The 23930-nt window shown below is 63.6% G+C and carries 25 protein-coding genes and 1 pseudogene; 8 read left to right on the forward strand and 18 right to left on the reverse strand.

Annotated elements, in window-relative coordinates:
• The 7 genes from NV1_RS12000 to NV1_RS12030 are packed head-to-tail and all read right to left on the reverse strand — an operon-like array spanning position 1 to position 6090.
• Positions 1-1170: a lipid-transfer protein gene (locus NV1_RS12000; RefSeq protein ID WP_067889593.1), complete on the reverse strand. Its 1170-nt coding sequence runs from the start codon at positions 1168-1170 to the stop codon at positions 1-3.
• Positions 1167-1619: a MaoC family dehydratase gene (locus NV1_RS12005; protein WP_067889596.1), complete on the reverse strand. Its 453-nt coding sequence runs from the start codon at positions 1617-1619 to the stop codon at positions 1167-1169. Before NV1_RS12005 ends, NV1_RS12000 begins: the two co-directional genes overlap by 4 nt.
• Positions 1616-2737, reverse strand: a complete 1122-nt coding sequence (locus tag NV1_RS12010; RefSeq protein ID WP_067889600.1) for an acyl-CoA dehydrogenase family protein — start codon at positions 2735-2737, stop codon at positions 1616-1618. Before NV1_RS12010 ends, NV1_RS12005 begins: the two co-directional genes overlap by 4 nt.
• A gap of 14 nt (positions 2738-2751) precedes the next feature.
• A complete protein-coding gene (locus tag NV1_RS12015) occupies positions 2752-3153 on the reverse strand; it encodes a Zn-ribbon domain-containing OB-fold protein (RefSeq protein ID WP_067889603.1) in 402 nt (133 codons plus the stop codon).
• Positions 3153-3701, reverse strand: a complete 549-nt coding sequence (locus NV1_RS12020; RefSeq protein ID WP_067889798.1) for a MaoC family dehydratase — start codon at positions 3699-3701, stop codon at positions 3153-3155. Before NV1_RS12020 ends, NV1_RS12015 begins: the two co-directional genes overlap by 1 nt.
• Positions 3702-3730: 29 nt before the next feature.
• Positions 3731-4897 (reverse strand): acyl-CoA dehydrogenase family protein, encoded by a 1167-nt coding sequence (locus NV1_RS12025; protein WP_067889606.1) that lies wholly within the window; start codon positions 4895-4897, stop codon positions 3731-3733.
• Positions 4897-6090, reverse strand: coding sequence for a cytochrome P450 (locus tag NV1_RS12030; protein ID WP_067889609.1), 1194 nt, complete (start codon positions 6088-6090; stop codon positions 4897-4899). The genes NV1_RS12025 and NV1_RS12030 overlap by 1 nt, the downstream gene beginning before the upstream one ends.
• A gap of 200 nt (positions 6091-6290) precedes the next feature.
• Here NV1_RS12030 and NV1_RS12035 point away from each other — a divergent pair, with 200 nt between their 5' ends.
• The 5 genes from NV1_RS12035 (at position 6291) to NV1_RS12055 (ending at position 13540) form a co-directional block, all read left to right on the forward strand.
• A complete protein-coding gene (locus NV1_RS12035) occupies positions 6291-7751 on the forward strand; it encodes an aldehyde dehydrogenase family protein (RefSeq protein ID WP_067889612.1) in 1461 nt (486 codons plus the stop codon).
• Positions 7748-10138 carry a CaiB/BaiF CoA transferase family protein gene (locus NV1_RS12040; protein ID WP_067889615.1) on the forward strand — a complete coding sequence of 797 codons (2391 nt, stop codon included), beginning with the start codon at positions 7748-7750 and terminating at the stop codon, positions 10136-10138. Before NV1_RS12035 ends, NV1_RS12040 begins: the two co-directional genes overlap by 4 nt.
• Before the next feature lie 72 nt (positions 10139-10210).
• Positions 10211-11869 carry a thiolase C-terminal domain-containing protein gene (locus NV1_RS12045; RefSeq protein ID WP_067889618.1) on the forward strand — a complete coding sequence of 553 codons (1659 nt, stop codon included), beginning with the start codon at positions 10211-10213 and terminating at the stop codon, positions 11867-11869.
• A gap of 453 nt (positions 11870-12322) precedes the next feature.
• A complete protein-coding gene (locus tag NV1_RS12050) occupies positions 12323-13066 on the forward strand; it encodes a hypothetical protein (protein ID WP_067889621.1) in 744 nt (247 codons plus the stop codon).
• A gap of 27 nt (positions 13067-13093) precedes the next feature.
• Positions 13094-13540, forward strand: a complete 447-nt coding sequence (locus tag NV1_RS12055) for a hypothetical protein (RefSeq protein ID WP_067889623.1) — start codon at positions 13094-13096, stop codon at positions 13538-13540.
• Between the two features lie 138 nt (positions 13541-13678).
• Here the strand turns inward: NV1_RS12055 and NV1_RS12060 are convergent, their stop codons facing one another.
• Positions 13679-13882: a hypothetical protein gene (locus NV1_RS12060; protein WP_067889626.1), complete on the reverse strand. Its 204-nt coding sequence runs from the start codon at positions 13880-13882 to the stop codon at positions 13679-13681.
• 262 nt (positions 13883-14144) lie between these two features.
• Between NV1_RS12060 and NV1_RS46775 the strand changes: the two genes are divergently transcribed.
• Together NV1_RS46775 and NV1_RS43430 are read left to right on the forward strand one after the other, a co-directional pair.
• On the forward strand, positions 14145-14354 hold the full coding sequence (locus tag NV1_RS46775) for a transposase family protein (protein ID WP_157116827.1): 210 nt from the start codon (positions 14145-14147) through the stop codon (positions 14352-14354).
• On the forward strand, positions 14315-14524 hold the full coding sequence (locus tag NV1_RS43430) for a hypothetical protein (RefSeq protein WP_157116829.1): 210 nt from the start codon (positions 14315-14317) through the stop codon (positions 14522-14524). The genes NV1_RS46775 and NV1_RS43430 overlap by 40 nt, the downstream gene beginning before the upstream one ends.
• A 242-nt stretch (positions 14525-14766) precedes the next feature.
• Here the strand turns inward: NV1_RS43430 and NV1_RS12070 are convergent, their stop codons facing one another.
• The 8 genes from NV1_RS12070 to NV1_RS12105 all read right to left on the reverse strand — a co-directional run bounded on the left by NV1_RS12070 (position 14767) and on the right by NV1_RS12105 (position 22620).
• Positions 14767-16059: a sensor domain-containing diguanylate cyclase gene (locus NV1_RS12070; RefSeq protein WP_245713674.1), complete on the reverse strand. Its 1293-nt coding sequence runs from the start codon at positions 16057-16059 to the stop codon at positions 14767-14769.
• A gap of 393 nt (positions 16060-16452) precedes the next feature.
• Positions 16453-16683, reverse strand: a complete 231-nt coding sequence (locus tag NV1_RS12075; protein WP_084525312.1) for a hypothetical protein — start codon at positions 16681-16683, stop codon at positions 16453-16455.
• Between the two features lie 627 nt (positions 16684-17310).
• Positions 17311-18222, reverse strand: a complete 912-nt coding sequence (locus tag NV1_RS12080) for a helix-turn-helix domain-containing protein (protein WP_169813321.1) — start codon at positions 18220-18222, stop codon at positions 17311-17313.
• A gap of 659 nt (positions 18223-18881) precedes the next feature.
• Positions 18882-19793 carry a hydroxymethylglutaryl-CoA lyase gene (locus tag NV1_RS12085; RefSeq protein ID WP_067889636.1) on the reverse strand — a complete coding sequence of 304 codons (912 nt, stop codon included), beginning with the start codon at positions 19791-19793 and terminating at the stop codon, positions 18882-18884.
• A complete protein-coding gene (locus tag NV1_RS12090; RefSeq protein ID WP_218026959.1) occupies positions 19777-20457 on the reverse strand; it encodes an isochorismatase family protein in 681 nt (226 codons plus the stop codon). Before NV1_RS12090 ends, NV1_RS12085 begins: the two co-directional genes overlap by 17 nt.
• Positions 20406-21587, reverse strand: coding sequence for a hydantoinase B/oxoprolinase family protein (locus NV1_RS12095; RefSeq protein ID WP_245713675.1), 1182 nt, complete (start codon positions 21585-21587; stop codon positions 20406-20408). The genes NV1_RS12090 and NV1_RS12095 overlap by 52 nt, the downstream gene beginning before the upstream one ends.
• The gene (locus tag NV1_RS12100; protein WP_067889804.1) at positions 21584-22180 is read right to left on the reverse strand and encodes a phosphatase PAP2 family protein; all 597 of its coding nucleotides are present in this window, start codon (positions 22178-22180) and stop codon (positions 21584-21586) included. Before NV1_RS12100 ends, NV1_RS12095 begins: the two co-directional genes overlap by 4 nt.
• 26 nt (positions 22181-22206) lie before the next feature.
• Positions 22207-22620, reverse strand: a complete 414-nt coding sequence (locus tag NV1_RS12105; RefSeq protein ID WP_307628828.1) for a Chromate resistance protein ChrB — start codon at positions 22618-22620, stop codon at positions 22207-22209.
• Between NV1_RS12105 and NV1_RS12110 the strand changes: the two genes are divergently transcribed.
• Entirely contained in the window at positions 22541-22906 is a 366-nt protein-coding gene (locus tag NV1_RS12110; protein ID WP_169813319.1) for a hypothetical protein, read from the forward strand. The two genes, NV1_RS12105 and NV1_RS12110, sit on opposite strands and share 80 nt — an antisense overlap.
• Positions 22907-23192: 286 nt before the next feature.
• On the opposite strand, the gene NV1_RS46780 is transcribed toward NV1_RS12110, so the two are convergent.
• Both NV1_RS46780 and NV1_RS46785 read right to left on the reverse strand, forming a co-directional pair.
• The gene (locus NV1_RS46780) at positions 23193-23768 is read right to left on the reverse strand and encodes a zinc-binding dehydrogenase (RefSeq protein WP_373864606.1); all 576 of its coding nucleotides are present in this window, start codon (positions 23766-23768) and stop codon (positions 23193-23195) included.
• 84 nt (positions 23769-23852) lie between these two features.
• Positions 23853-23924 (reverse strand): annotated as a pseudogene (locus NV1_RS46785) (alcohol dehydrogenase catalytic domain-containing protein); the annotation flags it as partial.
• Between the last annotated feature and the right edge of the window lie 6 nt (positions 23925-23930).

Here is a 23930-nt window from a genome sequence, read left to right on the forward strand (position 1 = left end):
TCAGCCCGCCGGCCCGAGGATCAAGCCGCTGGTCGGCACCCCGGTACCGGACGTCACGAGCACATGCTCGACATCGTCGACCTGATTGTGCGAGGTACCGCGAATCTGGCGGACTCCTTCGGTGATGCCGTTCATTCCGTGGATGTATGCCTCGCCCAGCAGACCGCCGTTGGTGTTGATCGGAAATGAACCCCCGATCGACAGTTCGTCAACCGAGACGAAGTCCTTGGCTTCGCCGCGGCCGCAGAACCCGAGTTCTTCGAGCTGAACGAAGACGAACGGCGTGAAGTGGTCGTAGAGAAACGCTGTCTGGATATCCGCCGGTTTCAGGCCAGAGTCACGCCAGAGCCGCTCCCCAACCACGCTCATCTCGGGTAATCCGGTGATGCTGTCGCGGTAGTAGCTGGTCATGACCTCGCCGTCATGGGCGGCTCCCTGCGCCGCCGCACTGATGACTGCCGGCGGTTTCGCCAGATCACGCGCCCGCTCGGCGCTGGTCACGACCAGAGCGACACCACCGTCGCTCTCCTGGCAGCAATCCAGCAGCCGGAGAACCGGTTCGATGATCCAGCGCGACTGCTGATGCTCCGCGAGCGTTATGGGCCGCTGATAGAACCAGGCATCCGGATTCTTCGCGGCATGTTTGCGGTCGATAACCGAAACCTTGCCGAAATCCTCGTTGGTGACACCATATGTCGACATGTACCGCTGCGCGTGCAACGCCACCCAGCCCGCCGGTGTCATCAGACCGAACGGAGCATAGGGGGCCAGCCAGAGCGGCGTTGTGGCGGACTGGCGGTTGGCGCCCCCGAAACGGAACCCGGAACGCTCGTTGAACGCCCGGTAGCACACGACGACTTCGGCCACCCCGGTGGCAACGGCCATGGCGGCCTGCAGTACGGTCCCTGCCGCCGCGCCCCCTCCATGCGGAACACGCGTGAAGAAGGACAAATCACCGATCCCGAGGTTGCGAGCGACCTCGATCTCCTCATTTTCATCGACCGAGAACGTCACCATCCCGTCCACGTCGCCGGGGCGCAGACCCGCGTCCGCGAGCGCATCACGCACGGCTTCACAGGCGAGTTGCATCTCGCTGCGACCGGACTCCTTGGAGAATTCGGTCTGGCCGATTCCCGCGATGGCAGCTCGGCCGGCCAGTCCGCCGCTCATTTCCCGGCCCCTTTCGGCACGCTGATCGTCGCAGTGCCCTTCGCGTGGTCGCCCAGACTGTTACGCCCGGTGAACGTCACTTCGACGAGGCATGCCTCGTTCTCGATCGTCTTTCGGGTGACCCGGCCCTCGAAGACGAGCGGGTCATTGGGATAGGCCGGAACCCCCAGGCGGATGGACAGTTTCGTGATCAACGCATCCGGTCCCACCCAATCGTGCAGGAATTTCACACAGAGACCGTTGGTGGTCAGGATGTTCAGGAAAATGTCCTTGGAGCCCTGTGAATTGGCGAAGTCGCGATCGTGATGAACCGGCATATAGTCGCGGGACGCGATGGCGCCCGCGACTATCAGCGTGGTCGTGACGGGGATCTCGAGCCGCGGGAGTGCGTCGTCGACGTCGATTTCGTCGTAACCGAGGGTGGTGGTACGCACGACTGTGGCGGTCATTGGTTTCCTTCCGTAAAGGTGCCACCGAGGTAGGCCAGATGCGCGGTCGAAGAGCCCAGTGTCAGTTCGTTGTGCTTGGCCCACAGGAAGTACCGCGAGAGCGGGTAGGTGATATCGATGCCCATTCCGCCGTGGACCTGCTGTGCCGTTGCCGTAACGCGCGCGCCGGCTTCGGCCGCCCAGAATTTCGCGATGTGCGCTTCGCGGTTCGCCGGCCTTCCGTTGTCGATCAGCCACGCCGCGTGCCAGGTGGTCCATCGCATTGCTTCGACGTCTATGAACGCATCGGCCATCCGTTGCTGCACGGCTTGAAATGTTCCGATGGGACGGCCGAACTGGACTCGGCCGCCGGTATAGGCTGCGGCCATGGTCAGCGCACGTTCGGCGACGCCGAGTTGTATCGCGCACAAGCCGGCCATCGCGCGAGTGTGGAGGTCCGCGATGAGCGCGGTACCGGAATCTTCGCTGCCGAGACGATCGGACGGTCCGAGCCGCACTCCGTGGAACGACAGATCGGCATGAGGTTCGCCGTTCGTCGTTCGCACAGGGGTTAGCTCCACACCATCGGCCGCGGTGTCCACGATGAACAGCGCTGCGCCCTCGTCGGTGCGGGCCGGCACGATCACGGCGTCGGCCACTGTGGCGGCAGGTACCAGCTCCTTCGCGCCGTCCAGCCGCCAACCATCACCGTCCCGCCGCGCAGTGGTAGCGGGGGCGGTCGGATCGGACCGGCGAGGTTCGGCGAGAGCCGCGCTGAGCAGGTACGTCCCCTCGACCACCGCAGGCAGATATTCCTGCTGTTGCGCTTCGGTGCCGTGCCGGGCGATGGTGTCCGCGCCGAGCAACAGCGTGGCGTAGACCGGCACCGGCGCTACGTTTCCACCCACTGCGGCCAGGAGCACACCCAATTCGAGGAAACCGCCACCGCTGCCGCCGACCGATTCTGTGAGCCCGACACCGAGCAGATCGGCTTTGGCCAGGTCGCTCCACAAAGCAGGGTCGTGACGATTTCCGCCCGACTCGAGTTCGGTGAGCCTTTCCGGAGTCGCTCGTTGCTCGAACAACTGCCCGGCGAGCTTGGCGATTGTCTGTTGCTGTTCGTTGAAGGTGAAGTCCATCAGTGGCTCGCCTGTCAGTCGGTGGGCCGGAACTGGTGCAACACCAATTCACCGTCGTTGAACGCCACATAGAACGCCTCGACCCGCATACCGACGCTGACCCGGTCGGGCGTGATGTCACACAGATTCGAGACGATCCGGACCCCTTCGTCGAGTTCGATCAACGCGACGATGTGGGGGTCGGTGAACATGGGCATCGGTGGGTAGTGGGGCAGCACATAGCTGTAAACGATTCCGCGGCCCGCGGATTCGATTGCCTCCCACTCGAGTGATGTGCATTCGCCGCACATCGGCCGCGGCGGCACGCGCAACGTCCGGCATTGCGTGCACCGCTGGATGAGTAGCCGATGTTCACGCAGGCCGTCCCAGAAGAACTCGGTATCGCGGTTCGTCGTCGGTGCGAGTCGAGTGGCCATCAGTGTCCCGCCTTGAATCGCAATGTCCGAAACCGTTGTCGCCCCACGACTTCACCGTTCTGATCCCGGTAGGTCGTCAGCCAGGTGACGAAGAATCCGGACCCCATGGCCGTCTTCTTCTCGTCGGAGATCTCCTCGAAAACCGTCTCCGACGTCAGCTGGTCACCGACGCGGGGATAGCGCACGATCTCGAACTCCGAATTGGTTGCCACCGTGCCGGTGTATCCCTCGTCGGCGAGGAAACCGAGCGGATTGTGCTTGATCTCGACCGGCACGCCGCCTCGCTCGTGGATACCTTCGAGTTGCGGCGGGGGCATGGTCCACGTCTGCAGCATCACCGGCGGCGAGACGACACCGCCGTGGCGGGTGCCGGCCGCGAAATCCGGATCGAGGTAGATCGGATTCATATCGCCGAGAGCGTGCGCCCAATGTCTGATCATCGGCTGATTCACCGGATCGGGCGCCGCGACCGGCGTCGCGGAGCCCACCGGCGCGCCGATCAAAGCGTCGAGCCGCCTGCGCAATTCAACTTTCTTGTCGTCGGTCACGTCAACCTCTCTGTCACCTTGCGCGAACGTCACCGGGGAGCCCGCGGCATTCCTAGTCCGGCCATAGCGATAATGTCGCGCTGCACCTCGTTGGCGCCGCCCCCGAAGGTGTTGATCACCGCCAAGCGGTATGCGCGCTCGAGTTCTCCGCTCAGTGGTGCGGTGGCATCGGCGCGTGTTCCGGCCTGCCCCACGACCTCCAGTAGCTCGCGAGCGACTTGTTGGGTGAGTTCGGTACCGAATACCTTGGCCGCCGACGCCTCGCCCATGCCGAGTGAATCGACGGTCATCGCCACATTGATGCGAAGATTGATCAATTTGTATGCGGCCACCTGCGCTTCGACCCGCGCCAGCGCCAGCTGCGCCCACGGCTGATCGATGACGTACCCGTCGTCGTACTCGGTGGTCCTGGCCCATTCGAGGGTCTTCTCGAACAGCGGCTCCAGAGCACCCAGATTTCCCAGCGCGGCACGCTCGAAATTGAGCTGCGTGGTGATCAGCTGCCACCCCAGGTTCTCACCGTGCACGATCGCACTCGCGGGAACCCGGACGTCGTCATAGAACGTGTAGTACGTCGACACGCCGGGCATGGTCGGCAGCGGCTTGAACGAAAATCCCGGGGTATCGGTGGGCACGATGAATATCGTGATTCCCTTGTGCTTCTTGACGTCCCGATCGGTACGAGCGGCGAGCCAGATGTAGTCGGAGTACCCCGCGCCACTGGTGAACATCTTCTGGCCGTTGATCACGTAGTCGTCCCCGTCGCGGACGGCACTCGTACGCAACGACGCCAGATCGCTACCGGCTTCCGGCTCGGTGTACCCGATCGAGAACTCGATGGTGCCGTCGAGGATGCCGGGCAGGAAGGTCTTCTTCTGTTCCTCGGAGCCGAACTGCATGAGGGTGGGGCCGACTGTGTTGAGCGTAACCAGCGGCATCGGCGCGTGCACCCGTCGTGCTTCTTCCGCGAAGAAATACTGCTCGAGCGGCGTGAACCCGCCGCCACCGTATTCCTTCGGCCATCCCACACCGAGAAGCCCTGCCGCACCCAGCGCTCGACGACACTCTGTCACCGCGGGGCCGCCCTCGAGTTGACCGGCCACCGCCGCCCGCCGCTCGGGTGTCATCACCTGCGCGAGCTTCGCGCGCAATTGCTTGCGCAGCTGTTCCTGTTCGGGAGTGAGATCGAAATCCATCACATGCTCGTTCCCAAACGGACCGGCATCCGCTTGACCCCCGGGACCATGGTGGCCCGCAAACGTGTCACATCACCCGTAAGTTCGATCGAGGGATATTTGCCCAGCAGAACCTCGAACATCACCCTCGCCTCCAGGCGCGCCAGCTGAGCGCCGAGGCATGCGTGCTCGCCTACTCCGAAGGCTATGTGGGGGTTGGGGTTACGGGTGATGTCGAATTCCTCGGCGGTCGGCCCGAAGACATCCTCGTCCCGATTCGCCGAGCCGTACAGCATGACGACGACCTCGCCCGCGCGGATTCGCTGGCCGCGGATCTCGACATCCTCGACGGCTCGCCGCGCCATGTGAGTAACCGGGCTCGTGTACCGAAGCATCTCCTCCACGGCAACGGGAATCAGTGACGGATCGGCGCGCAAGGTAGCGAATTGCTCGGGATGGTCGATGAGTGCAAGGGTTCCCAGCGCGATGAGGTTTCGAGTGGTCTCGTTGCCGGCCACCAGCAACAAGAATGAGAAATTCAGCAGGTCCTGATCGCTGAGGCGCTCACCGTCGACCTCTGCGGTCGCCAGTATTGTCAGCAGGTCGTTCGGGCCGGTGACCTGCCCGGACCTGCGGGCATCGATCAGCCCGGTGAAGTACTGGTAGAGCTCGGCCAACGCGGTCAGAGAATCCAACTCGATGTCGGGATCGGCGCCTCCCACCGCCGCATCCGACCACGTCCGGAACTGCTCCCAGTCTTCGGTCGGTGCACCCAGAAGTTCCGCGATCATCCGAGTAGGCAATGGCGCGGCGATCTGCTCGGCGAATTCATAGCCCGTCGACGGGTCGAGTTCGTCGACGATCGATGTGACGATCGCGCGCACCTTGGGCTCCAGCAAACCCACCTGTCGGCGAGTGAAGCCCGAGTTGATGAGCTTGCGCAACTGCCGGTGCCGCGGAGGATCGGTGAAGATCAGGTTGCCCTCCTGGACCGGCGCCGGCTGAGCCGGATCGGGGATGGTTATGCCCTGGGTCGAGGAGAACTTGGCCGGATTGGTTGAGACATAGCGCACGTCCTCGTACTTGAGCAACGCCCAGAAGTTCGTGACGTCGTTGAAGACCACCGGCGTGGTCGAGCGCAACTCCCGGTAGGCCGGGTAGGGGTCACCAGCGTAGAAATCCGGTGAGTGCAGGGGGACTGTAGTGAGCACCATGTGCCATCCTTTGAGTCCGAATCGGACAGCTCGATGGATATGTCGTATCAGACTGAGCCTGTAGATGTGTCTACGCCATCCGCAATAACCTTGTCAACTGGGGCTTTCCGGTTCCGTGTCGGAACTTTGGACGATTGACGAACCTCGACAAGCGGTGTACATATTTTGTGAGAATGTTCGTTTCCGGGTTAAGGATCGCGATGGCTGACACTCACCCGCTACTCGACACCTACGGCTTGTACATCGATGGCCGATGGGTAGATCCCGATGCCGGGAGATATGACGACGTATGCCCCGCATCCGGAGAGCCGTTCATATCCGCGCCGGATGCAGGCGCCGGCCGGGTGCACGGGGCGCTGGCCGCGGCCAGAACCGCGTTCGACCAGGGCCCGTGGCCCAGGATGAGTGCCGGCGAGCGGCGGCATTGCCTCGAACAACTCGGCAATGCCTTGCTGGAACGTGCGGACGAGCTGTACTCCTTGGCGCAGCTCGAGTGGGGGTGTACCGCCAACGAGCGACTGTTCCAGATCGATGGTCCGGCGTTCATGGTTTTGCACGCGGCAGAGCTGGCGACCGAACCAGTCGAACAGCCCATCGATGCCTTCGGCGCCGCCGGCACCACTCTGTTGCGGTACGAGCCGCTGGGCGTGGTATCGATCCTGACGCCATGGAATTTTCCGCACACACTCAACTGCATGAAGGTCGGCAACGCGCTCGCAGCGGGAAACACCGTCGTGCTCAAGCCATCGCCGCTGACGCCGTTGGCCGGACTCGCGCTGGCGCGAATCATCAAGGACCACACCGACATTCCGCCCGGCGTCGTGAATGTGGTGACGCCCTCGAGCGTCGAGGCGAGCAGACTCTTGACCACGGACCCGCGCGTAGACATGGTCAGTTTCACCGGCAGCTCGGCGGTCGGCCGAGAGGTGATGGCCGCCGCGGCCGGCAGTATGAAACGTCTACTGCTCGAATGCGGCGGCAAGTCCGCGAGCATATTTCTCGACGACGTCGAAGTCACCGACGAGTTGCTCGAACGGGTCCTGTTCGAAGGCTGCACGCTGCACGCCGGGCAAGCGTGCATCCTCAACAGCCGGCTGCTACTGCCCGACTCCATCCACGATGAAGTGGTCTATCGTCTCGGCAAGCTGGCGGGCGCGGTCCGCATCGGCGATCCGACCGATCCCGCCGTCCAGATGGGTCCCCTGATCAGCTCCGGACACCTCGAACGCGTGGCAGGCCACGTCGATACCGCAGTGCGCGAAGGCGCACGTGTTGTCGCCGGCGGCGCCCGCGCCACGGGCCTCGGGACAGGTTTCTACTTCGAGCCCACCGTCCTGGCCGATGTCGCCTCCGGCTCGCATATCGCTCACGACGAGGTCTTCGGGCCGGTGCTGACGGTATTGCGTTACCACGATGATCAGGAGGCGGTCGCTCTGGCCAACGACTCGATATACGGCCTCGGTGGAGCGGTGTGGGGCACCGATGTGGAGCGTGCGCTGAACATCGCCCGCCGGATCCGCACCGGGCAGGTGACGATCAACGGTTGCGGGCCCGGCGATGCCCCATTCGGCGGCTTCAAACAAAGCGGCATCGGCCGGGAGGGCGGGCTGCTCGGGCTGCGAAACTATATGGAGCCCAAGGCGATCGGAATTCCAGCGTGAGCACATCACTGAGTGGCCTGCGCGTCATCGAGATTACCGAAGAGATCCCCGGGCCGTACTGTACGAAATTGCTGCACGATCTCGGCGCCACGGTCTATAAGGTCGAGTCTCCCGCAGGAGACCCCATGCGCCTGTGGGGCCCGTTCCCCGGTGACACTCCGGACCCTCGAAGAAGCGGGTTGTTCTGCTACCTCAATTCCGGAAAATCCGGCGCCACTGCCGATTTCGCTTCCGAAATCGACCGATCAGCCGTGTACGGCTTGATCGCGGACGCGGATATCCTCGTCGAGGACCTCATGCCGGAGCAGACCGGCCGCTCCGGCCTCGCCCTCGACACCGAGACCCTCCAGCGCATCAATCCGAACCTTGTCGTCATCCGGATCTCGGGCTTCGGGCGCCAAGGCCCTCTGCGGGACCGCCGAACCACCTCGTTGACCATGCAGGCCGCCGCGGGCTGGATCAATCCGCGCGAGCTGGGACGGCCACCGGTGCAGGCCGGCGCCAGGATTCCCGAATACATCGCCGGAGCCTATGCGGCCATGGGCGGGCTCACAGCCCTGCGCGTCTCGGGCGCGACCGACCGGGTCGTAGAAGTCGACGTATCGATCTTCGAGTCGCTGTTGTCCACGCTGCCCTACCCCATGCTGATGGCCGAACGACTTGCACGCCTGGGACTTCCGACCAATGCGAAAGCCGCACCGATGCTGGGAATCGTGCGCGCTTCCGACGGCTGGATCGGGATCAACTGCCTGACCGGACAGCACTGGCTCGACCTCTGCGCCATGGTAGGCCTGCCCGAGTTCGGCGAACATCAGATCGCGATCATGCTGGGCGGCCCCGAACGCGGCGACTTCTTCGCCAAAGTGCAGCCGTGGCTCGACGAGCGAACCGTCGCCGACATCGTGGAACTGAGTCAACTGCTGCATATTCCGGCCGCACCGGTGAACGACGGGGCCGGCATCCTACGTAGCCCGCAGTACATCGAACGAGAATTCTTCGCGGCGGGCGGAGACCACGATTGGCGATTTCAGCAGCCCGGCCCACCGTTCCGGCTTTCCAAGACACCGGCGGTTCGGGGGGAGCCGGCTCCGCCGCAGGACATCACCGTTCTCGCGGCGTCGGCTCGTCGCGAGCCCCGCGAGCCGGGCCGCTCCAGCGACGTGACACTGCCGTTCTCCGGGCTGAAGGTCTTCGATATGAGCACCTTCTGGGCCGGCGCCTACCTGACCTGTTACCTCGGGGCTTTCGGCGCCGAGGTGATCAAGGTCGAATCGATCCAGCGCCCCGACGGGCACCGCTACTCGGGCTCCATAGTGCGTGACCAGGACGACTGGTACGAACGCGGGCCGCTGTGGCAGGGCACGAATCTGAACAAACGTGACCTGACCCTGGACCTCAATTCCGATGCCGGCCGGTCCCTTGCGCGCAAACTGATCGCCGAAGCCGACGTCGTGGTGGAGAACTATTCGCCGCGCGTGGTCGAGCAATTCGGCCTCGACTACGAATCACTGACCGCCATCAAACCCGATGTGATCATGGTGCGAATGCCCGGATTCGGCTTGGCGGGTCCGTGGCGCAACTACGTCGGCTGGGCACTGAATATCGAACAACTTTCCGGAATGTCCGCTGTCACAGGCTATCCCGATGGCCCACCATGCAATATTCAGGGGCCGGCCGACCCCATCGCAGGCGTACACGCCGCGGTGGCTCTGATGGGCGCGTTGGAACACCGCCGGCGCACCGGGGAAGGACAGCTGATCGAAGTCGCGCAGATCGAGGCCGGCGCAGCGGTGACGGCCGAGCCGATGATCGAGTACTCGCTGACCGGACGGCTCAGGGGCCGCGAAGGAAACCGGCACCGTAGTTACCCCCAAGGCGTGTACCCGACCGCCGTAGACGACGACTGGGTCGCGCTGACAGTGCGTGACGACAGCGATTGGGCAGGCGTACTACGCTCTATAGCCCGGCCCGAACTGTCCGGCGACCCACGATTGTCCACGACGGCTCAGCGACTCGCGAATCACGATCTCTTCGACGAGATCATCAACAACTGGACGGCCGAGAGAGAACCGGAAGAAATCGTGACAACGCTTTCCGAGCACGGTGTGCCGGCAGAGCGAGTGCTCACACCGGACCGGATGTACGATCTTCCGCAACTCGAGGCTCGCGGCTTCTACCAGGAACTCGAACACCCGATTACCGGACCACACCGGTACCCGGGCTGGCCCTTCCGGATCACGCCCGGTCCACATCATCATCACCGGTCGGCACCGCCGACATTGGGACAGCACAACACCGAAATTCTCCACGGCCTGGGCCTGTCGGACACCGAACTCGCCGAACTCTCCGAACAACACATTATCGGCAACCGGTTACTGAATCCCTGATAATTCTCGTCACAATAAATTTCTCACATTCGGATGTGACGATCCTGTGCTTACCGTCGAAACGGAGGTCTCATGTCAGCGCCGTCGGATCGCCTCCTTCCGTTGATAACCCCCCTGAACGAATTCTTCTGGACCTCCGGAGCCGATGCCAGGCTTCGTATCCAAGAATGCACGTCGTGCCGCTCGTTGATACACCCGCCGCAGCCGATGTGCCGATACTGCCACGCCGACGACATGGGGATTCGTGTCGTTTCCGGGCTCGCCACGCTGGCCGGTTTCACCATCAACCATCGATTCCGCGTTCCAGGCCTCCCGACGCCTTACGTCGTCGCGGAGGTCGCGCTCGACGAAGATCCGCGAGTTCGTTTGACCACCAACCCGGTTCACTGCGATCCGGCGGACCTGGAACTCGGCATGCGCATGCGAGTCGTCTTCGAACAGGTCGATGACGTCTGGCTCCCCTTGTTCGAGCCGACCGGAGAACAGATCACGTCCCCGCGAATTCCCGAGGAGGAAATCGAACCGGAGAATGTGCACCGGTACGTGCGCCCCATGGCGACCCCCGAGAAGTTCGAGGATAAAGTCGCTATCACCGGGATCGGAATGTCGGAGATCGGTCGCAGATTGATGGTGCCGCCGCTGTCGTTGACGACTCAGGCCTGTACCCGTGCCATTCACGATGCCGGGTTGACGATCGAGGACATCGATGGTTTGTCCACCTATCCCGGTGCCGGGCAATTCGGCGGGTTCACCGAGGGCGGGGCCACGGCGGTCGCCGCCGCGATGGGAATACGACCGGTCTGGCACAACGGTGGAGGCGATACTTTCGGCCCGGGCGGGTCGGTGATCGCAGCGATGATAGCGGTGGCCAGCGGCCTGGCCCGCCACGTGCTCTGTTTCCGCACCGTCTGGGAATCCACCCATAATGAACTCGTCCGGCAGGGCAAGATAGCGCCACCCGGCGGCCGGATCGATAGCTGGATAATTCCCTTCGGAGCCACATCGGCGGCACACACTCTGGCGCAATCCGCACAACGATATTTTCACCGCTACGGGGCGACACGCGAAACCTTGGGATGGATCGCACTGAACCAGCGAGCAAACGCATCGCTCAACCCCACAGCCGTATATCGCGACAGCATGACGATGGAGGATTACCTCACGGCCCGCACCATCACCACCCCGTTCGGCCTGTACGACTGCGACGTACCGTGCGATGGGGGCGTGGCTGTGGTGGTATCCGCGAAGGACACCGCCAAAGACCTCGCCAAACCACCCGTTCTGGTGGAAGCCGTCGGGACCCAGATCGTCGACCGGATCGAATGGGACCAGAGCACTCTCACCCATGAGCCCCAGGTCCTCGGCCAGGCGGCACACCTGTGGACGCGCACGTCGCTGCGTCCCGGCGACGTCGACGTTGCACAACTCTACGACGGCTTCACATTCAACTGCCTGTCCTGGATCGAAGCGCTCGGCTTCTGCGGTTTCGGCGAAGCCAAAGAATTCCTCGACGGCGGAAAGAACATCTCACGCCACGGCTCGATCCCTCTGAACACACACGGCGGACAACTGTCCCACGGCCGCACCCACGGAATGGGTCTCATCCACGAAGCCGTAGCACAACTGCGTGGTGAATGCGGACCACGGCAGATCCCCGACGCCAAAGTCGCAGTCACAAGCAGCGGCGGCCTGACCCCCAGCGGCGTGCTGTTGCTGAGGACCGAGACGTGACCACGCCAGATTTTCGAAAGGGAGTGCGTGGACAGATCAATCGGATACCCGGCCCCGAACCAATAACTCGACACGGAGGCAACATCATGCTATTGGATCTTCTTCGACTGACGATTGCGTGGGGCGCGATCTGCGCTGTCACCGCGCTGTGGTATTGGATCATGAGAAATATCGGAACATTCTGACTCGAGCCGCGACACAACGGCGAAACCAGATACTGGAAACGGAGGCATGAATCTCCACATCTGACACTCGAAGCTAGTCGTTTACGCCTTTATTCACATTATTTCAATGCCATTGTCCGGACACTCAGGAGATTCCTCTGATATGAATGAAGAAGACCGTCGGCGACGAAACGCGCTGATCGTATTTCAGGTCGGCATATACGGGTTTTTATTGGCCATGTTCTTGGTACAGCTCCAGATGTACCTGACGCGAGCCTGGTAGGTGGTAATGGATCTCCCGACCTCGAACCGCCGCCGTGGGACGACCGCCGCCGACTCCGCGTCGGATTCGCCCACCACAGTTTCCGACGAGCGGGACGCGCACGTCATCGAATCCGAGACCGCCCAGCGCGCCGCCGACCGGTGGCTGGTCACGGGTACGGCGCTGATGGGAACCCTCGTGCTGGGAATCGTCGGCTTGCCGTTCTTCCTGCGCGGGATGTGGTTACAGCGCAAAGCGCAACAGGCCGGCCTGTCGGTCCGGCCGATGATCGTAACCCTGATCGGGTACCTCATCATCCTCGACGCCGCTCTCAACAGCATCGGATGGGTATTGGACGTCTTCGCCAGCCATACCTTGATAGATCGGGCATTCTTCACCGCGTGGGGCAGCTTCTTCGACGGCGGTTACTTCTGGCACTACAACGAGTGGTCGATCGGCGGCTCGGCGGCCCCGGGAGAAAAATCCTGGGAGATAGCCAGCATTTTCGTCGTATTTCCGATGCGCATTGCCGCAGCGATCGCATTTCTCCAGATGAAGCGTTGGGGCTACCAGTGGACGATCGTCACCTGCTGGTTCGGCGTCGTCATCTGGGTCGGCTATATCGTCAATATGACCCTCTACGCCGATATTCGGTTCGACGCTACCGTCGTACCGGTCATAGGCTGGTGGCTTTTCAACATATTCTATATCACCCCTTTCCTCGCAATCCCCTATCTGCATACGGTCGACCGTGAGATATTCACCGACTGACCCGATAGGCCCAGAATCGAGCCGACGATGACTGATCGAACCGCCACAGACGGTACCGCACAGACCAACTCCGCCCTTCCTCCAGGCACCACCCCCCAGTTCGCGCGCATGCATTTGTGGATCAAACGTATCGTGATCGTCTGCATGTTCGGATTGGTTATCGAAGGTGCGCTGACCCTCCCCGCTGTCGCGGTATGGTACGGCTACCCCACTCTGTCGCTGACACAGATATGCAGCGAATTGATGAAGGTACGCTATTCCGATGACACACTGGAATGCAAGTACCCCTATCCCATGAACGGACCACCGTATGGCGGAAAATCCGAAGCGGCAAACCAAAAAACCGCTCGAGACCAATGGGGCATCCAACCGATGCCGAAATATAAACGAATTGGTTTCCGTGAACTAGTCCGCAACCACGAACGACGGCTCGCTCAGCAAAAAGCGCAGCAAACCAACGCCAAACCTCGGTAGGCCGTCGAAACCACCGCTGCACCCGTTGCGGTAGAGACGCGAGGTCCGGCGGTGAGATACAGACTTCGCTGGGCAACGTAGCCAATCCTGGTTCGGCCGGGCGCTGGCGTTGCCGGCTACGCCGGCGAACTGGTGCGCTTAATCATGAATCGCCCCATGCCGGGCAATACCGCTTGCGCGGACAGCAGGCGCCAACTGCTCGGCCGATGCGTAGGTGCCGACCAGCATCCGCACCCGAGATCCCGAGAACAGCCAGTCGGCGATAGCGGCAGGATCGGTGGTCGAAACCAGCAGATCGTCCAGGTGGACCGGGGGCGCTGGGCCACGGTCTCGTCCGAGCACACTGTCAGCACCAGGATCGCTCGGTCGCGGTGATCGGCTCGCCACTACCGCAGGTTTGTGCCGACCAACGCCGGAGAGGGCACGACCACAACAACGGTACGTTCGCACGCAACACGGTGGGCAATCCACTGTGTGACGAGGGTTTTCCTGGTGTCGCTTCCGCCTGAAGACGAATCCGGCACAGACTTGATGATTGACACGGTCGGGACGCGAAGGGGCAGTTGGTAGTTCATGATGTCGCGGGTGTTCTGATCTTGTTGCGATGAGGGTCCTGTTCCGGCTGCGAGACGCTGATACCGGCCGTGTTCACAGCCGGTATCAGCGGCGGTTGTCGGATACCTCGATTACCGGCCGGGAGGTCGTGATCGGGTTGCGGGTCCGCAGGTTGTTCTGCGACAACTCTGACTGCGGAAAAACCACTTCGCTCAGCAAGTGCCACAATTGGCGGCCCGCCACGCCCGTCGCACACTGATCCTGCAACGCGCGTTGTGCGCGGTCGCGCTGGCATTGGGCGGCCGCGCCGGATCGCGGCTGACCCGGCAGCTGGCCGCGACCGTGAGCCAGATGACGTTGCCGCGCCAGATCCGGGCGCTGCCCGATCCTCAGCACCTGCGGGACGGGGGGCTCCTCATCGATATGTAGACCCGCCGGCCGATCGAGGTCCTCGACGACCGCACCCCCGACACACCCTCGCATCCTGGCTGCGAACCCACCCGGCGACGTGATCACGGCGTTCCCTTGGTAGTCCGTGAACGACGCTGGTCGCTCAGCTGTCGCTCGGCCATGCGGGAGGGGACTCTGCTCAGCCACACCGAGTCCATCTCCCTCGTCCTCGGTGTTGGGCGATCTTCACCGATTTCCGACGACTCCGGTCACGCGACCCGTCAGGCCGGGGTATCGAGGATTTTCAGGACCCAGTGCCCTTTGCCGCTTGTTTTGGCGTTGTAGAGGCTGACGTCGGCCGCGGCCAGTAGAGATTCGGTGTCAGCTCCAGTGATGGATGTGACGATGACGCCGATGCTGGCCGATATCGGCAGGGTGAGGCCATCAATGATGATCGGATCCTTCAGTGCCGACAGCAGCCGGTCAGCGATGGCTGCGGTACGCGATGTGCTGGCCGGTGGTGGGATGAGGACGACGAATTCGTCACCACCGATGCGCGCGACCAGGCAATTCTGATCTCGCACACTGCCGCGCAGGCGGACCGCGACCGCGGCAAGGGCCTTGTCCCCGACAAGATGACCGTAGCGGTCGTTGAGCGCCTTGAAATTATCCAGGTCGGCGAAGCAGAATCCGGCACGATCGCCGGGGTGCGCGACGGCGATCAGCTCCTCGACTCGCTCGGTGAGCAGGCGCCGATTGGGCAGCCCGGTCAAAGAGTCGTGCCGGGCCTCGCGGTGCAGCTCCTCGTGTCGCCGATGCAACTCCGTCACATCCGAGCCCACAGCCAGCAAATAGTCGGGGTGATGGTCGACTCCCGGCACGTAGGTGATCGCAAACGCTATCCACGCGATGCTCCCGTCCGCGCGCACCAGCCTGCGCTCCAGCCGGACCGTGCCGGACCGCGCCGGAACCAGCGTCTCGAACAACAGATGGTGAATGTGTTCCTGATCCTCGGGGTGGGAATAGTCGTAGATCGAGATCCCCCGGAGCGATTCGGCCGGAACTCCGATCATTTCCGCCAGCGCACTGTTCGCTTCCAACAGCGTGCCCTGGGTATCCCCGATCGCGACCGCCGCGGCGATATTGTCGAACACCAGATGGAACCAGCCGTCGCGGCCACCGCCATTGCCCTCGCAATGCGGTTCGGTGTGTGGGTGATCGAGGCCACGCAGGTAGCACAGCCCAGCCTGGTGTCCCTGCCCAAGTGCACTGAGAAGTTCGGCGAGCCGGGCTGCGGCGTCCGGGCGCCGACAGTGATCGGCGAGACGATACAGCACCCGCGCGGACACCCGGGGAACCTGCTCATCGATCCACTGTGCCGCGACAAGTGCCCGCCCGGCCTGCACGCCCGCCGACGCATCGAACCGATCCGCATGCAAGGCGGCGAGAAGATCCACGATCAATGCCCGCAACAGGCATCGCGCCTGTGGAGCCGCCTGCGGTGCCACACCAGCGGGAGCCAGAGCCTTCAGCCAGGCCCGAGCCAGGTTCTCCTCGATATCGTCCCCCCTCAATCCCCCCGGGGATCGAGCCGCTCGCAGACCACTCACTTCGAAACGACCCTATAGTCACTGCTCATCGGGACGCTTCCGCAGCTACTGCGCAAACCGGGCGAATCCCCTGAAATGTCATACTCGGAATCTCTTCCTCTGTCGCGATCGACAAACTGGCAAGTACTTTGATCAAAGCTGCGATATAGCATCCCACCCGCCACCGCGTGCGTGCTGGCGGTTCCGGCCACGCCCCTATGCTCGAAGCACCCGACGCCATGGCGGCACTGATCGGCGAGCAGGTCCACACTGGCGCGCGCCGACAGCCCGTCATCCGCTTGACTGTGTTGTCCCAGCATGGCTTGCCAGGAACACCGAACCGCTTGGACGCCAGGGACCGAAGACGAGCCCCAACACCTAGGCGACGCCGTCAACTCGCCACGCCGGCAGCAGCGCCTCCAAAAGCTTGCCCTTGAGCCATCGCAGGTCTTGGTTGTCTCCCCGCCGAAACCGCAACCCCTCCTGAACCATCTCCACGAAACGGCGGCGTTCCACACCGAATGCGATGAACAGATCGCCGGAACTCGCTCCCCCGAACGGTGCCCGATGGATCGCGAATTCGACTACTGGCATCATCTCGGCGTCCACCGACCTGCGAGATACTAGAAATTTCAACTGGCTCACCGCGGAACGGACCCACTGCGCACTGTAATCTGCGCTCGGCGTCGCATTCGGCTCCGGACTCGGCGCGCAATGCGGCTGATTCGATGGAGAGCGCCCATGGTGGGCAGGGCCGAAGTCACTTCGTCTTCTCTGTGAATGCATGAGTGTCGCCTAACAGGAGTGCGTGATCTGCCACACAAAGCCTCGTTGACGCAGCGACGATCGGCGACCGCAGAACTACCTCCCACATACCTATTTTCGTCTTCCCTGTGTCAACCACCGCGACACATTCCCGCCCTCGTGACCGGGCCCTGGACTGTCGCATCGGATGCGGTGCCGTGGCCGCCCCGAAGACCACGTAATCGACTCGAGCTTCCAACCGATGACCATTTTTCCACGGGACCGGCCGGGACACCCGGAGGCAGCGCTCTGCCGCCGCACAACAAACCGCAGGTCATGTTATCCATGCGGCACGACTGGCCCGCAAGCCGCCCAAGTGACCCGTGTCTGGGTGTCACGGGTTCGAGTCCCATCAGCCACCCTCCAAGGGGCAGGCCCTGGAGATTTTCACTCCGGACCCGCGCCCTGGCTGAACCGAGCGAGCCAGACAAGTCAACTCCGCTGACTGTGGACAAATTTGGTTCTTGCCCAATGCTTTTGCTCGATTTTTCCCATCTGCATCCGGGACCCGTCCGGGCTCAGCGCTGCTCGATCCAGTTCCACCAACGCCGTCCGGTACCGGTCGATATCACCTTCGTCCGTAATACACGGCCCCTCGGTGGAGCTCTTCGTGTAAACCGCCGGGCCGTAGACCTGCCCACCCCCGGCAACTGCACCGAATTCCAGGAGGGTGAAACCACAGAGATGTAGACCGACATGGACACCTGCCTCCCAGGGAATGATCCGGATCGACACATTCGGTAACTGGTCGAGCTGTCCGAGGTACGCCAGTTGCTGCGCCATCAACTCCGGACCATCCACGATCTGACGCAGGGCCGACTGCAACAGATACGCCTGGACGTGAAACTCTTTGTCGTGCAGTCTTATCCGCCGGAAATCAGCCATCTTCTCCCATGTCTCGACGTCGGTCGTCGAGTCCTGCGGATGCAGTCGAGCGCGAACACCGCGGTGATAGTCGGTGGTCCGCAGCAGACCCGGGAGCAGGGTGCTGGCGAAGATGGTCACGCCGATGGCGGCCTGTTCGAGTTCGACGCGCTCCACGAAGCCGGCCATGGCCGCAGTCACCTCGCCGCGCCTGTGGTTGCCGGCGTTTCTCCGAGCCGTCCGCAGGTCCTGCGCAAGCTCGAGCACCACAGCGCGTTCTTGGTCATCGGCCTTGTAGACGGTACAGAGTTCGGCCACGTGCAACGTCGAGATCCTCGTTTCCTCCCCATTTTCCACGCGCCAGATGGTCTGCGGAGAAACCTCGATAGCCTGCGCGGCAGCCGATCGGCTGAACTTGGCATTCGTGCGGAGCGAACGCAGACGACGCCCCAGCTCGCGCCGCTCCAAAACTGAATTCATCATCAATTCCTCTCGAGCGTTCAGAGTGGATACGGACAACTACCTCGCCTCCCGCGCCCAGACCGCGCCGCGATGTTTTCCATGACGCGACGGGTTTGGTCATCGATGCTCTTCGCCCGGCACCACGTAGGGCGCAAGACAATCCAGATCGCGCATGCGCCGCATGCTGTCGATGAGGTCATCGAGCGCTCGCAGAATTCACACACCGGCGGACCAACCTGCAAATCGCCCGATGCGTGGCCATCGGGATCGGCCTCGGAACCGATGGCGCCGCTCACCGGCTGTCTCCGTCCTGCGACGGGCCGCCGGAACGTTGTCAACTTCGGTTGAGTCTTCAGGCGGAAGCGACAGACAGCCTGAATTCCGTCCTCGGTCACAGGCGCGCTGCCTGCTGTCGTGGTGGATCTCCGTGCTTGTTCGAACTGGGCACGGATACGTGAGTCGGACTTGCCGACAAGACGATTCACTTTCACCGCGGCGTCATCTCGTGCTCTGCGGTGACAGTCGAGCCCTCACCGCCCCCTCGAACAGCAGCTGCCCTTTCTGTCAGCTGCTGGCCGTCACGATGGATATCGGCTACCTCGCCGTTGACCCGCCACGCCGCGCCCAGAACGCCTCGTACGCGGAGGTGAACACTCCCGCGGCGCGGGCAAGGACAACTACACGGCGCCTACCGTTGGAAAGTCTCCGGCTCGCAGCAGTGCGCCGGGCAACGTCTTGCCGAGACGCTCCTGCAGCCATGCCGTCGCCTCGGTGATCGCCGCGAGGTCGATTCCAGAAGCAGCACCCATTCGGCCGAAGGTGTAGATCAAGTCTTCGGTCGCGACGTTGCCGGTCGCGGCAGGCGCGAACGGGCAGCCGCCACTGCCGCCGATGCTGGCGTCGAGGGTTGTGACGTGTGCCTGGACCGCGGCGACAGCGTTGGCCACGGCGGTGTGCCGGGTGTCGTGGAGGTGCAGGCGCAGGGCCGTGCCGGGGGCCACGATCCGTCGGGCAATGCCCAGGCGCGCGATGACGTCGGGCGGTACAGCCACACCGATGGTGTCGGCGAGGGCAACTTCGTCCGGTTGCGCCGCGGCCACCAGTGCCAGCACTTCCTCGAGTCGTGCTTCGGGCACTTCGCCTTCGAACGGGCAGCCGAAGGCAGCGCCGACGGTGATCGTGGTGAAGATCCCGGCTGATCGGGCGCGTGCCACCAGGTCCGCGGCGGTGGCGCAGGCCTTGACGGTGGTGGTGCCCTGGTTACGTTGGCAGAAGGTGTCGCTGGCGACGACCACGATATTGATCTCGTCGACGCCGGCGAAGATCGCGCGGTCGAGCCCGCGGTCGTTCATGACCAATCCCGCGTACCGGACGCCGTCGAAGCGGGGTAGCTCGGCCATCAACCGGTCGGCGTCGGCCATTTGCGGGACCCGGCTGGGGTTGACGAAGCTTGTGACCTCGATCCGGGTGGCTCCCGCACGGGCGGCCCGCTCGATGAGTTCGATCTTGTCGCCGGTGGACAAGACGACATCCTCGTTCTGCAGGCCATCGCGGGGGGACACTTCGACGATCTCAATGGATGGCGTCATGGAACTCCTCGAGATAGGTGCACACGGCGCGCTCGTCGATGACTTGAGCGTATTTCGCGGCGAGGTCGAACAGGTTGCCGGCCTGGGTTTCCGGCGTCCGGTCGGCGACGGCGTCGCTGACGACCACGGGCAGATAACCGTGCTGAATCGCGTCGACAGCAGTGGCCCGCACGCACCCGCTGGTGCTCACACCGACGATGACGACCGTATCGGCGTCGAGATCGCTGAGAATCCGGTCCATTTCCGTCCCGAAGAACGCGCTCGCGAACTGTTTGACCAGAACCGGCTCGCCGTCGCGTGGTGCGACCTCGGGCATGAGTCGACCGAGTGGACCGTCGCCGAACAAGTGTCGCAACGCGGGTATCTTACGGACGAACAGTCCGCCGTCCGAGCCATCGGCTCGATAGGCCACTCGCGTGTGGATTATCGGAACCCGATGAGCGCGAGCAGTGGCGAGAACAGTGGCTGCCGAGGTGAGACAGCTGTCCGAGGGCAGGTACAGCGGGCTGTCCGGGTCGAAGTACGCGCGCATCATGTCGATGGCGAGCACCACCGGACGTGGCCCCGGCGTCAATGTCTCGCCGAAGCCTTCATCGAACGTCGTCGACATGTTCACCGCGCGACCGGTGGTGTGGGTGCGGGCAGTCCGGTCTCGGCCAAGCATCGGTCGAGAATGGTCGCAAGCGCCGGACCGGTGTTGAAGGTGGGCAGCGGGTGTGGGCGGTCTGCGCTGATCCGGTCTCGCAATTCAGCGGTCGCGGCGGCGTCCACCGCGCCGGTAGCGTCGCACACGACGCCGAAACGCTGCGCTCCCTCCGCGGTGACCAGACCCCGACGGACCTCGAGCCCGACGAGTTCGGGGTCACGGTCCAGTGGATCACCCCAGCCACCGCCGCCCCAGGTGACGAAGTGCAGCAGATCACCGGGGACGACCGGCACATCGTGGATCTTGCTCGGCAAGATCTCGGTGGTGCCGTCAGCACGTTCGATCCACTTGCGGCTGCGGGCGCCGGGGTCACCGCCGTTCACCCCCCACGGGTAGGTCAGCCAGCGGTCGTCATGGAGGGTGATCGTGCCCGGTTCGAGGAACCGGTAGGCCACATCCACCGCGTTTCCACCGCGATGCACCCCGGCGCCTCCAGTATCGGCGACCGTTTCCCAGCGCTCGATGCGCAGCGGATAGTAGGCCTCGAGGTACTCGCACGGAATGTTGACGAACGAAGGCCACAGCGAATGCCCGTCCGGGCCGTCACCGATGGGACGGCCGGGAATCCCGCCGAATCCGATGGAGTAGAGCTGGAACGGTTCGCCCTTACGGGGGCCCTCGGCGTAGGTGCCCGCGTACATGAAATGGGGCGACGACGAGAAGCCGGCCGCGTTGAGCAGGTCCGGATTGGTTTGGCCGAGCAGGCCACCGAAGAGGTCGAACACCCGCCCGATGCCGTGGTTGCGAGCGTTGAGCGCGGCCGGATACTTCGGCTTCCAGAACGAATCGTCCGGAATTTCGACGTCGACGAGCGGATAGAACCCGTCGTTCCAGAGAATCTGCGGATCAGCGACGGTGATCATGTAGATCCCGAAGAACATCCGGATCAGATTCTCGTTGATGTAGTAATTGATCGGCCCGGCCGCCTGCGGACTGCTGCCCCTGAAATCCAGCAGCACTCTCTCACCTGTCCGGGTGAGGCTCAGCTTCAGCTCGTACGGGCCGTAACCCAATCCGTCGTCATCGATGTAATCGGTGAACGACAGTGTCTGCCCATCGGCGAACACCGTCGTCAACAGGGTTTTCATGGCGCGATAGTTGCGGTCGAGTAATTGATCGAGTCCGCTGATGTAGGTCTGGACAGGAGCGTGAGCAATCCGCGCAGCGGGCTTCGCGCCAGAACGTATCCGGCCAGGCTGATCACGGCTCCGAGCGCGAGCCCCGCGAGGACGTCTTGCGGATAGTGCGCGGCGATGTACACGCGGGCGAATGCCATCACCACTGCAGTCAACGCTGCGAGCGCGCCCAGGCGCCGGTGTACCAGCCACAGCCCGGCGGTGACCGCACCAGCCATGACCGTGTGGTCGCTGGGGAACCCGGCGTCGGTGTTGCAGTGCAGCACGACAATGTCGTGCAGGGCGTTGCACGGGCGGGTCTCGCCGACGGCGGCGGCGATCGGCTGGTTGACCGCCAAGGCGACGAGCATGCCCAGCGGCGCCCAGATCGCCGCGACCATCCGCGCCGGGTTCGTCTCGCCGCGGGCTATCCACCATCCGGCCAGCAGCAGCACCGCGAACAGCACGACTCCGTAGGCGGCGTACCCGGACACGATCGGGTGCAGCCACGGGGTATCGCGGGCGAAGTCGTTGATGTCGTAGAAGATTCGCGTGTCCAGTTTCATCGGTGATCCTTCGTGCATGGTGGGGGTCACATCTGGTGCAGGGCGTGGAAGACCCGCTCGGTGTAGTCGGCCAGCCGGTCGGCGCAGTGCTCGAGCTGCCCGGCGGCCTCGGCGGCGGCAGGAGCGCCGAACACGTCGCGGGCTTTGATGTCGCGGTACCAGCGGCGTAGCCGTTCCAGGCTCTGCTCCTCTTCTTCGAGTTCGGCCATGGTGAACTTGGCTTTGCCGATCTCCTTGTCGATCTCGGCGTCGAACCCGGCGCAGTCGGCCAGGAACTCTGCCCATTCCTCGGCGCGTTCGGCGGTGAACAGCGCCTCGAGCCGGGCCGAGTCGGGTTCCTCACGCCCCACGGCGTCGAGCATGAGCACCTCGCCCTCGCCGCGTCGCGCCAACTCGATCGCCCGCGTGACGCCATCGGCGAACACCGGCACGTCCGGCACCCTCTACAGCAAGGAACTGCTCGAGGGCATGCCCGCCGACGTCACCCAGCCCTCGGATGTCCTGCCGCAGTCGCGAACCTTGCTGAGCCGGGACCAGTTCGCAAGCTACCGCACCGCCCTGACCCGGATGTCTGGCGGCGAACAGTTGCCGGAACCGGCTCTGTCGCAGGACAATTCGGTCGCCGACTTTCATGTGACATTGAAATCGGCGCCCGAATCCGACGCCGCGATCGCCATGGTGCGTGGGCCACTGCGCGCCGCGGCGCATGCCGCGGCGACGGTGTAGGTGGTGATCTTCCCCCCGGAGGTGCGAACGAAGCTTCACCTCCCCTGCCTCTTTACCGAGTCCCGGCATTGCGGATCACCGATTTCGATTTCTAATATTTAGATGCGCATATATAGGTACCGAGGTAGTTCAGACCTTACGACATTGGCTCACCGAGAGCGACATAGCTGCTCTCCCAGACACCCATCTGTCTGCAGAAGCACCGCGCCCGCGGCCTCGGGAGCCGCACGGCCCACCGGTCGGCGAGGCGCGCACCATGCGGCGTGTTCATCGGCGCGGAGGACGATCAGGGGACCAGCACGATCTTCCCATTCGTGCGCCTTTCAGCGACCTGCTGGTAGGCCTTGCGAACGTCGGTGAGCCGGTAGGTGGCGGCGATGGGGATTTCGAGTTCGCCCGCCGCCACGAGATCGACCAAGCGCTGGAGTCCGGTGGCACCACCTGCGTCGTTGGTGCCGGCGATACTCGCCCGGCCGTCTATACCGGCCTCGAAGTTGACGACGGTATTGATACGCTGTGGGGAAACGCCCAGTTCGTGCGCGAGATCGACGTACTCGGCGCCGAAGGTGTCGATGAAACCGTCGACCCGGTTGCCGGCGGCCGCGAGAATCCGGGCCGCCTGGCCGTCACCGTAGGTCACGGGTACGATGCCGTGGTCTCGCATCCAGGCGTGATTGGCCTCACGAGTCAGCCCGATGACCGTGGCACCGCGTCGGCGAGCGAGTTGGACCGCCACGACCCCGACCGCGCCGGCGGCACCGGACACCACTACCGTCTCACCGCGCTCCGGGGAGACCGTCTCGACGCTGGCGAGCGCCGCCATCGGCGCGACGCACATCGAGCCGGCGACTTCCCAGCTCATGGCGGCAGGCTTGGCGACCAGGTCGTCCGCGGCCACGGCAACGAGTTCGGCCTGGGCGGTTCGCTCGGCAGACCAGCCGAGCACTTGATCGCCGACGCGCCAGCGCTCGACCCCCTCACCCACGGCGACGACCTCACCGGCCAAGTCCGAACCCTGCCCAGC

The sequence above is a fragment of the Nocardia vaccinii NBRC 15922 genome, assembly GCF_001613305.1.
In the GTDB taxonomy this organism is placed as follows: domain Bacteria; phylum Actinomycetota; class Actinomycetes; order Mycobacteriales; family Mycobacteriaceae; genus Nocardia; species Nocardia vaccinii.

Bases quoted from the DNA above. Each gene is read 5' to 3' on its own strand.
- NV1_RS12000 (WP_067889593.1), bottom strand. From the start codon at position 1,170: ATGAGCGGCGGACTGGCCGGCCGAGCTGCCATCGCGGGAATCGGCCAG.
- NV1_RS12005 (WP_067889596.1), bottom strand. From the start codon at position 1,619: ATGACCGCCACAGTCGTGCGTACCACCACCCTCGGTTACGACGAAATC.
- NV1_RS12010 (WP_067889600.1), bottom strand. From the start codon at position 2,737: ATGGACTTCACCTTCAACGAACAGCAACAGACAATCGCCAAGCTCGCC.
- NV1_RS12015 (WP_067889603.1), bottom strand. From the start codon at position 3,153: ATGGCCACTCGACTCGCACCGACGACGAACCGCGATACCGAGTTCTTC.
- NV1_RS12025 (WP_067889606.1), bottom strand. From the start codon at position 4,897: ATGGATTTCGATCTCACTCCCGAACAGGAACAGCTGCGCAAGCAATTG.
- NV1_RS12030 (WP_067889609.1), bottom strand. From the start codon at position 6,090: ATGGTGCTCACTACAGTCCCCCTGCACTCACCGGATTTCTACGCTGGT.
- NV1_RS12035 (WP_067889612.1), top strand. From the start codon at position 6,291: ATGGCTGACACTCACCCGCTACTCGACACCTACGGCTTGTACATCGAT.
- NV1_RS12045 (WP_067889618.1), top strand. From the start codon at position 10,211: ATGTCAGCGCCGTCGGATCGCCTCCTTCCGTTGATAACCCCCCTGAAC.
- NV1_RS12050 (WP_067889621.1), top strand. From the start codon at position 12,323: ATGGATCTCCCGACCTCGAACCGCCGCCGTGGGACGACCGCCGCCGAC.
- NV1_RS12055 (WP_067889623.1), top strand. From the start codon at position 13,094: ATGACTGATCGAACCGCCACAGACGGTACCGCACAGACCAACTCCGCC.
- NV1_RS46775 (WP_157116827.1), top strand. From the start codon at position 14,145: ATGAGGGTCCTGTTCCGGCTGCGAGACGCTGATACCGGCCGTGTTCAC.
- NV1_RS12080 (WP_169813321.1), bottom strand. From the start codon at position 18,222: ATGAATTCAGTTTTGGAGCGGCGCGAGCTGGGGCGTCGTCTGCGTTCG.
- NV1_RS12085 (WP_067889636.1), bottom strand. From the start codon at position 19,793: ATGACGCCATCCATTGAGATCGTCGAAGTGTCCCCCCGCGATGGCCTG.
- NV1_RS12090 (WP_218026959.1), bottom strand. From the start codon at position 20,457: ATGCTTGGCCGAGACCGGACTGCCCGCACCCACACCACCGGTCGCGCG.
- NV1_RS12095 (WP_245713675.1), bottom strand. From the start codon at position 21,587: ATGAAAACCCTGTTGACGACGGTGTTCGCCGATGGGCAGACACTGTCG.
- NV1_RS12100 (WP_067889804.1), bottom strand. From the start codon at position 22,180: ATGAAACTGGACACGCGAATCTTCTACGACATCAACGACTTCGCCCGC.
- NV1_RS12110 (WP_169813319.1), top strand. From the start codon at position 22,541: ATGAGCACCTCGCCCTCGCCGCGTCGCGCCAACTCGATCGCCCGCGTG.
- NV1_RS46780 (WP_373864606.1), bottom strand. From the start codon at position 23,768: ATGAGCTGGGAAGTCGCCGGCTCGATGTGCGTCGCGCCGATGGCGGCG.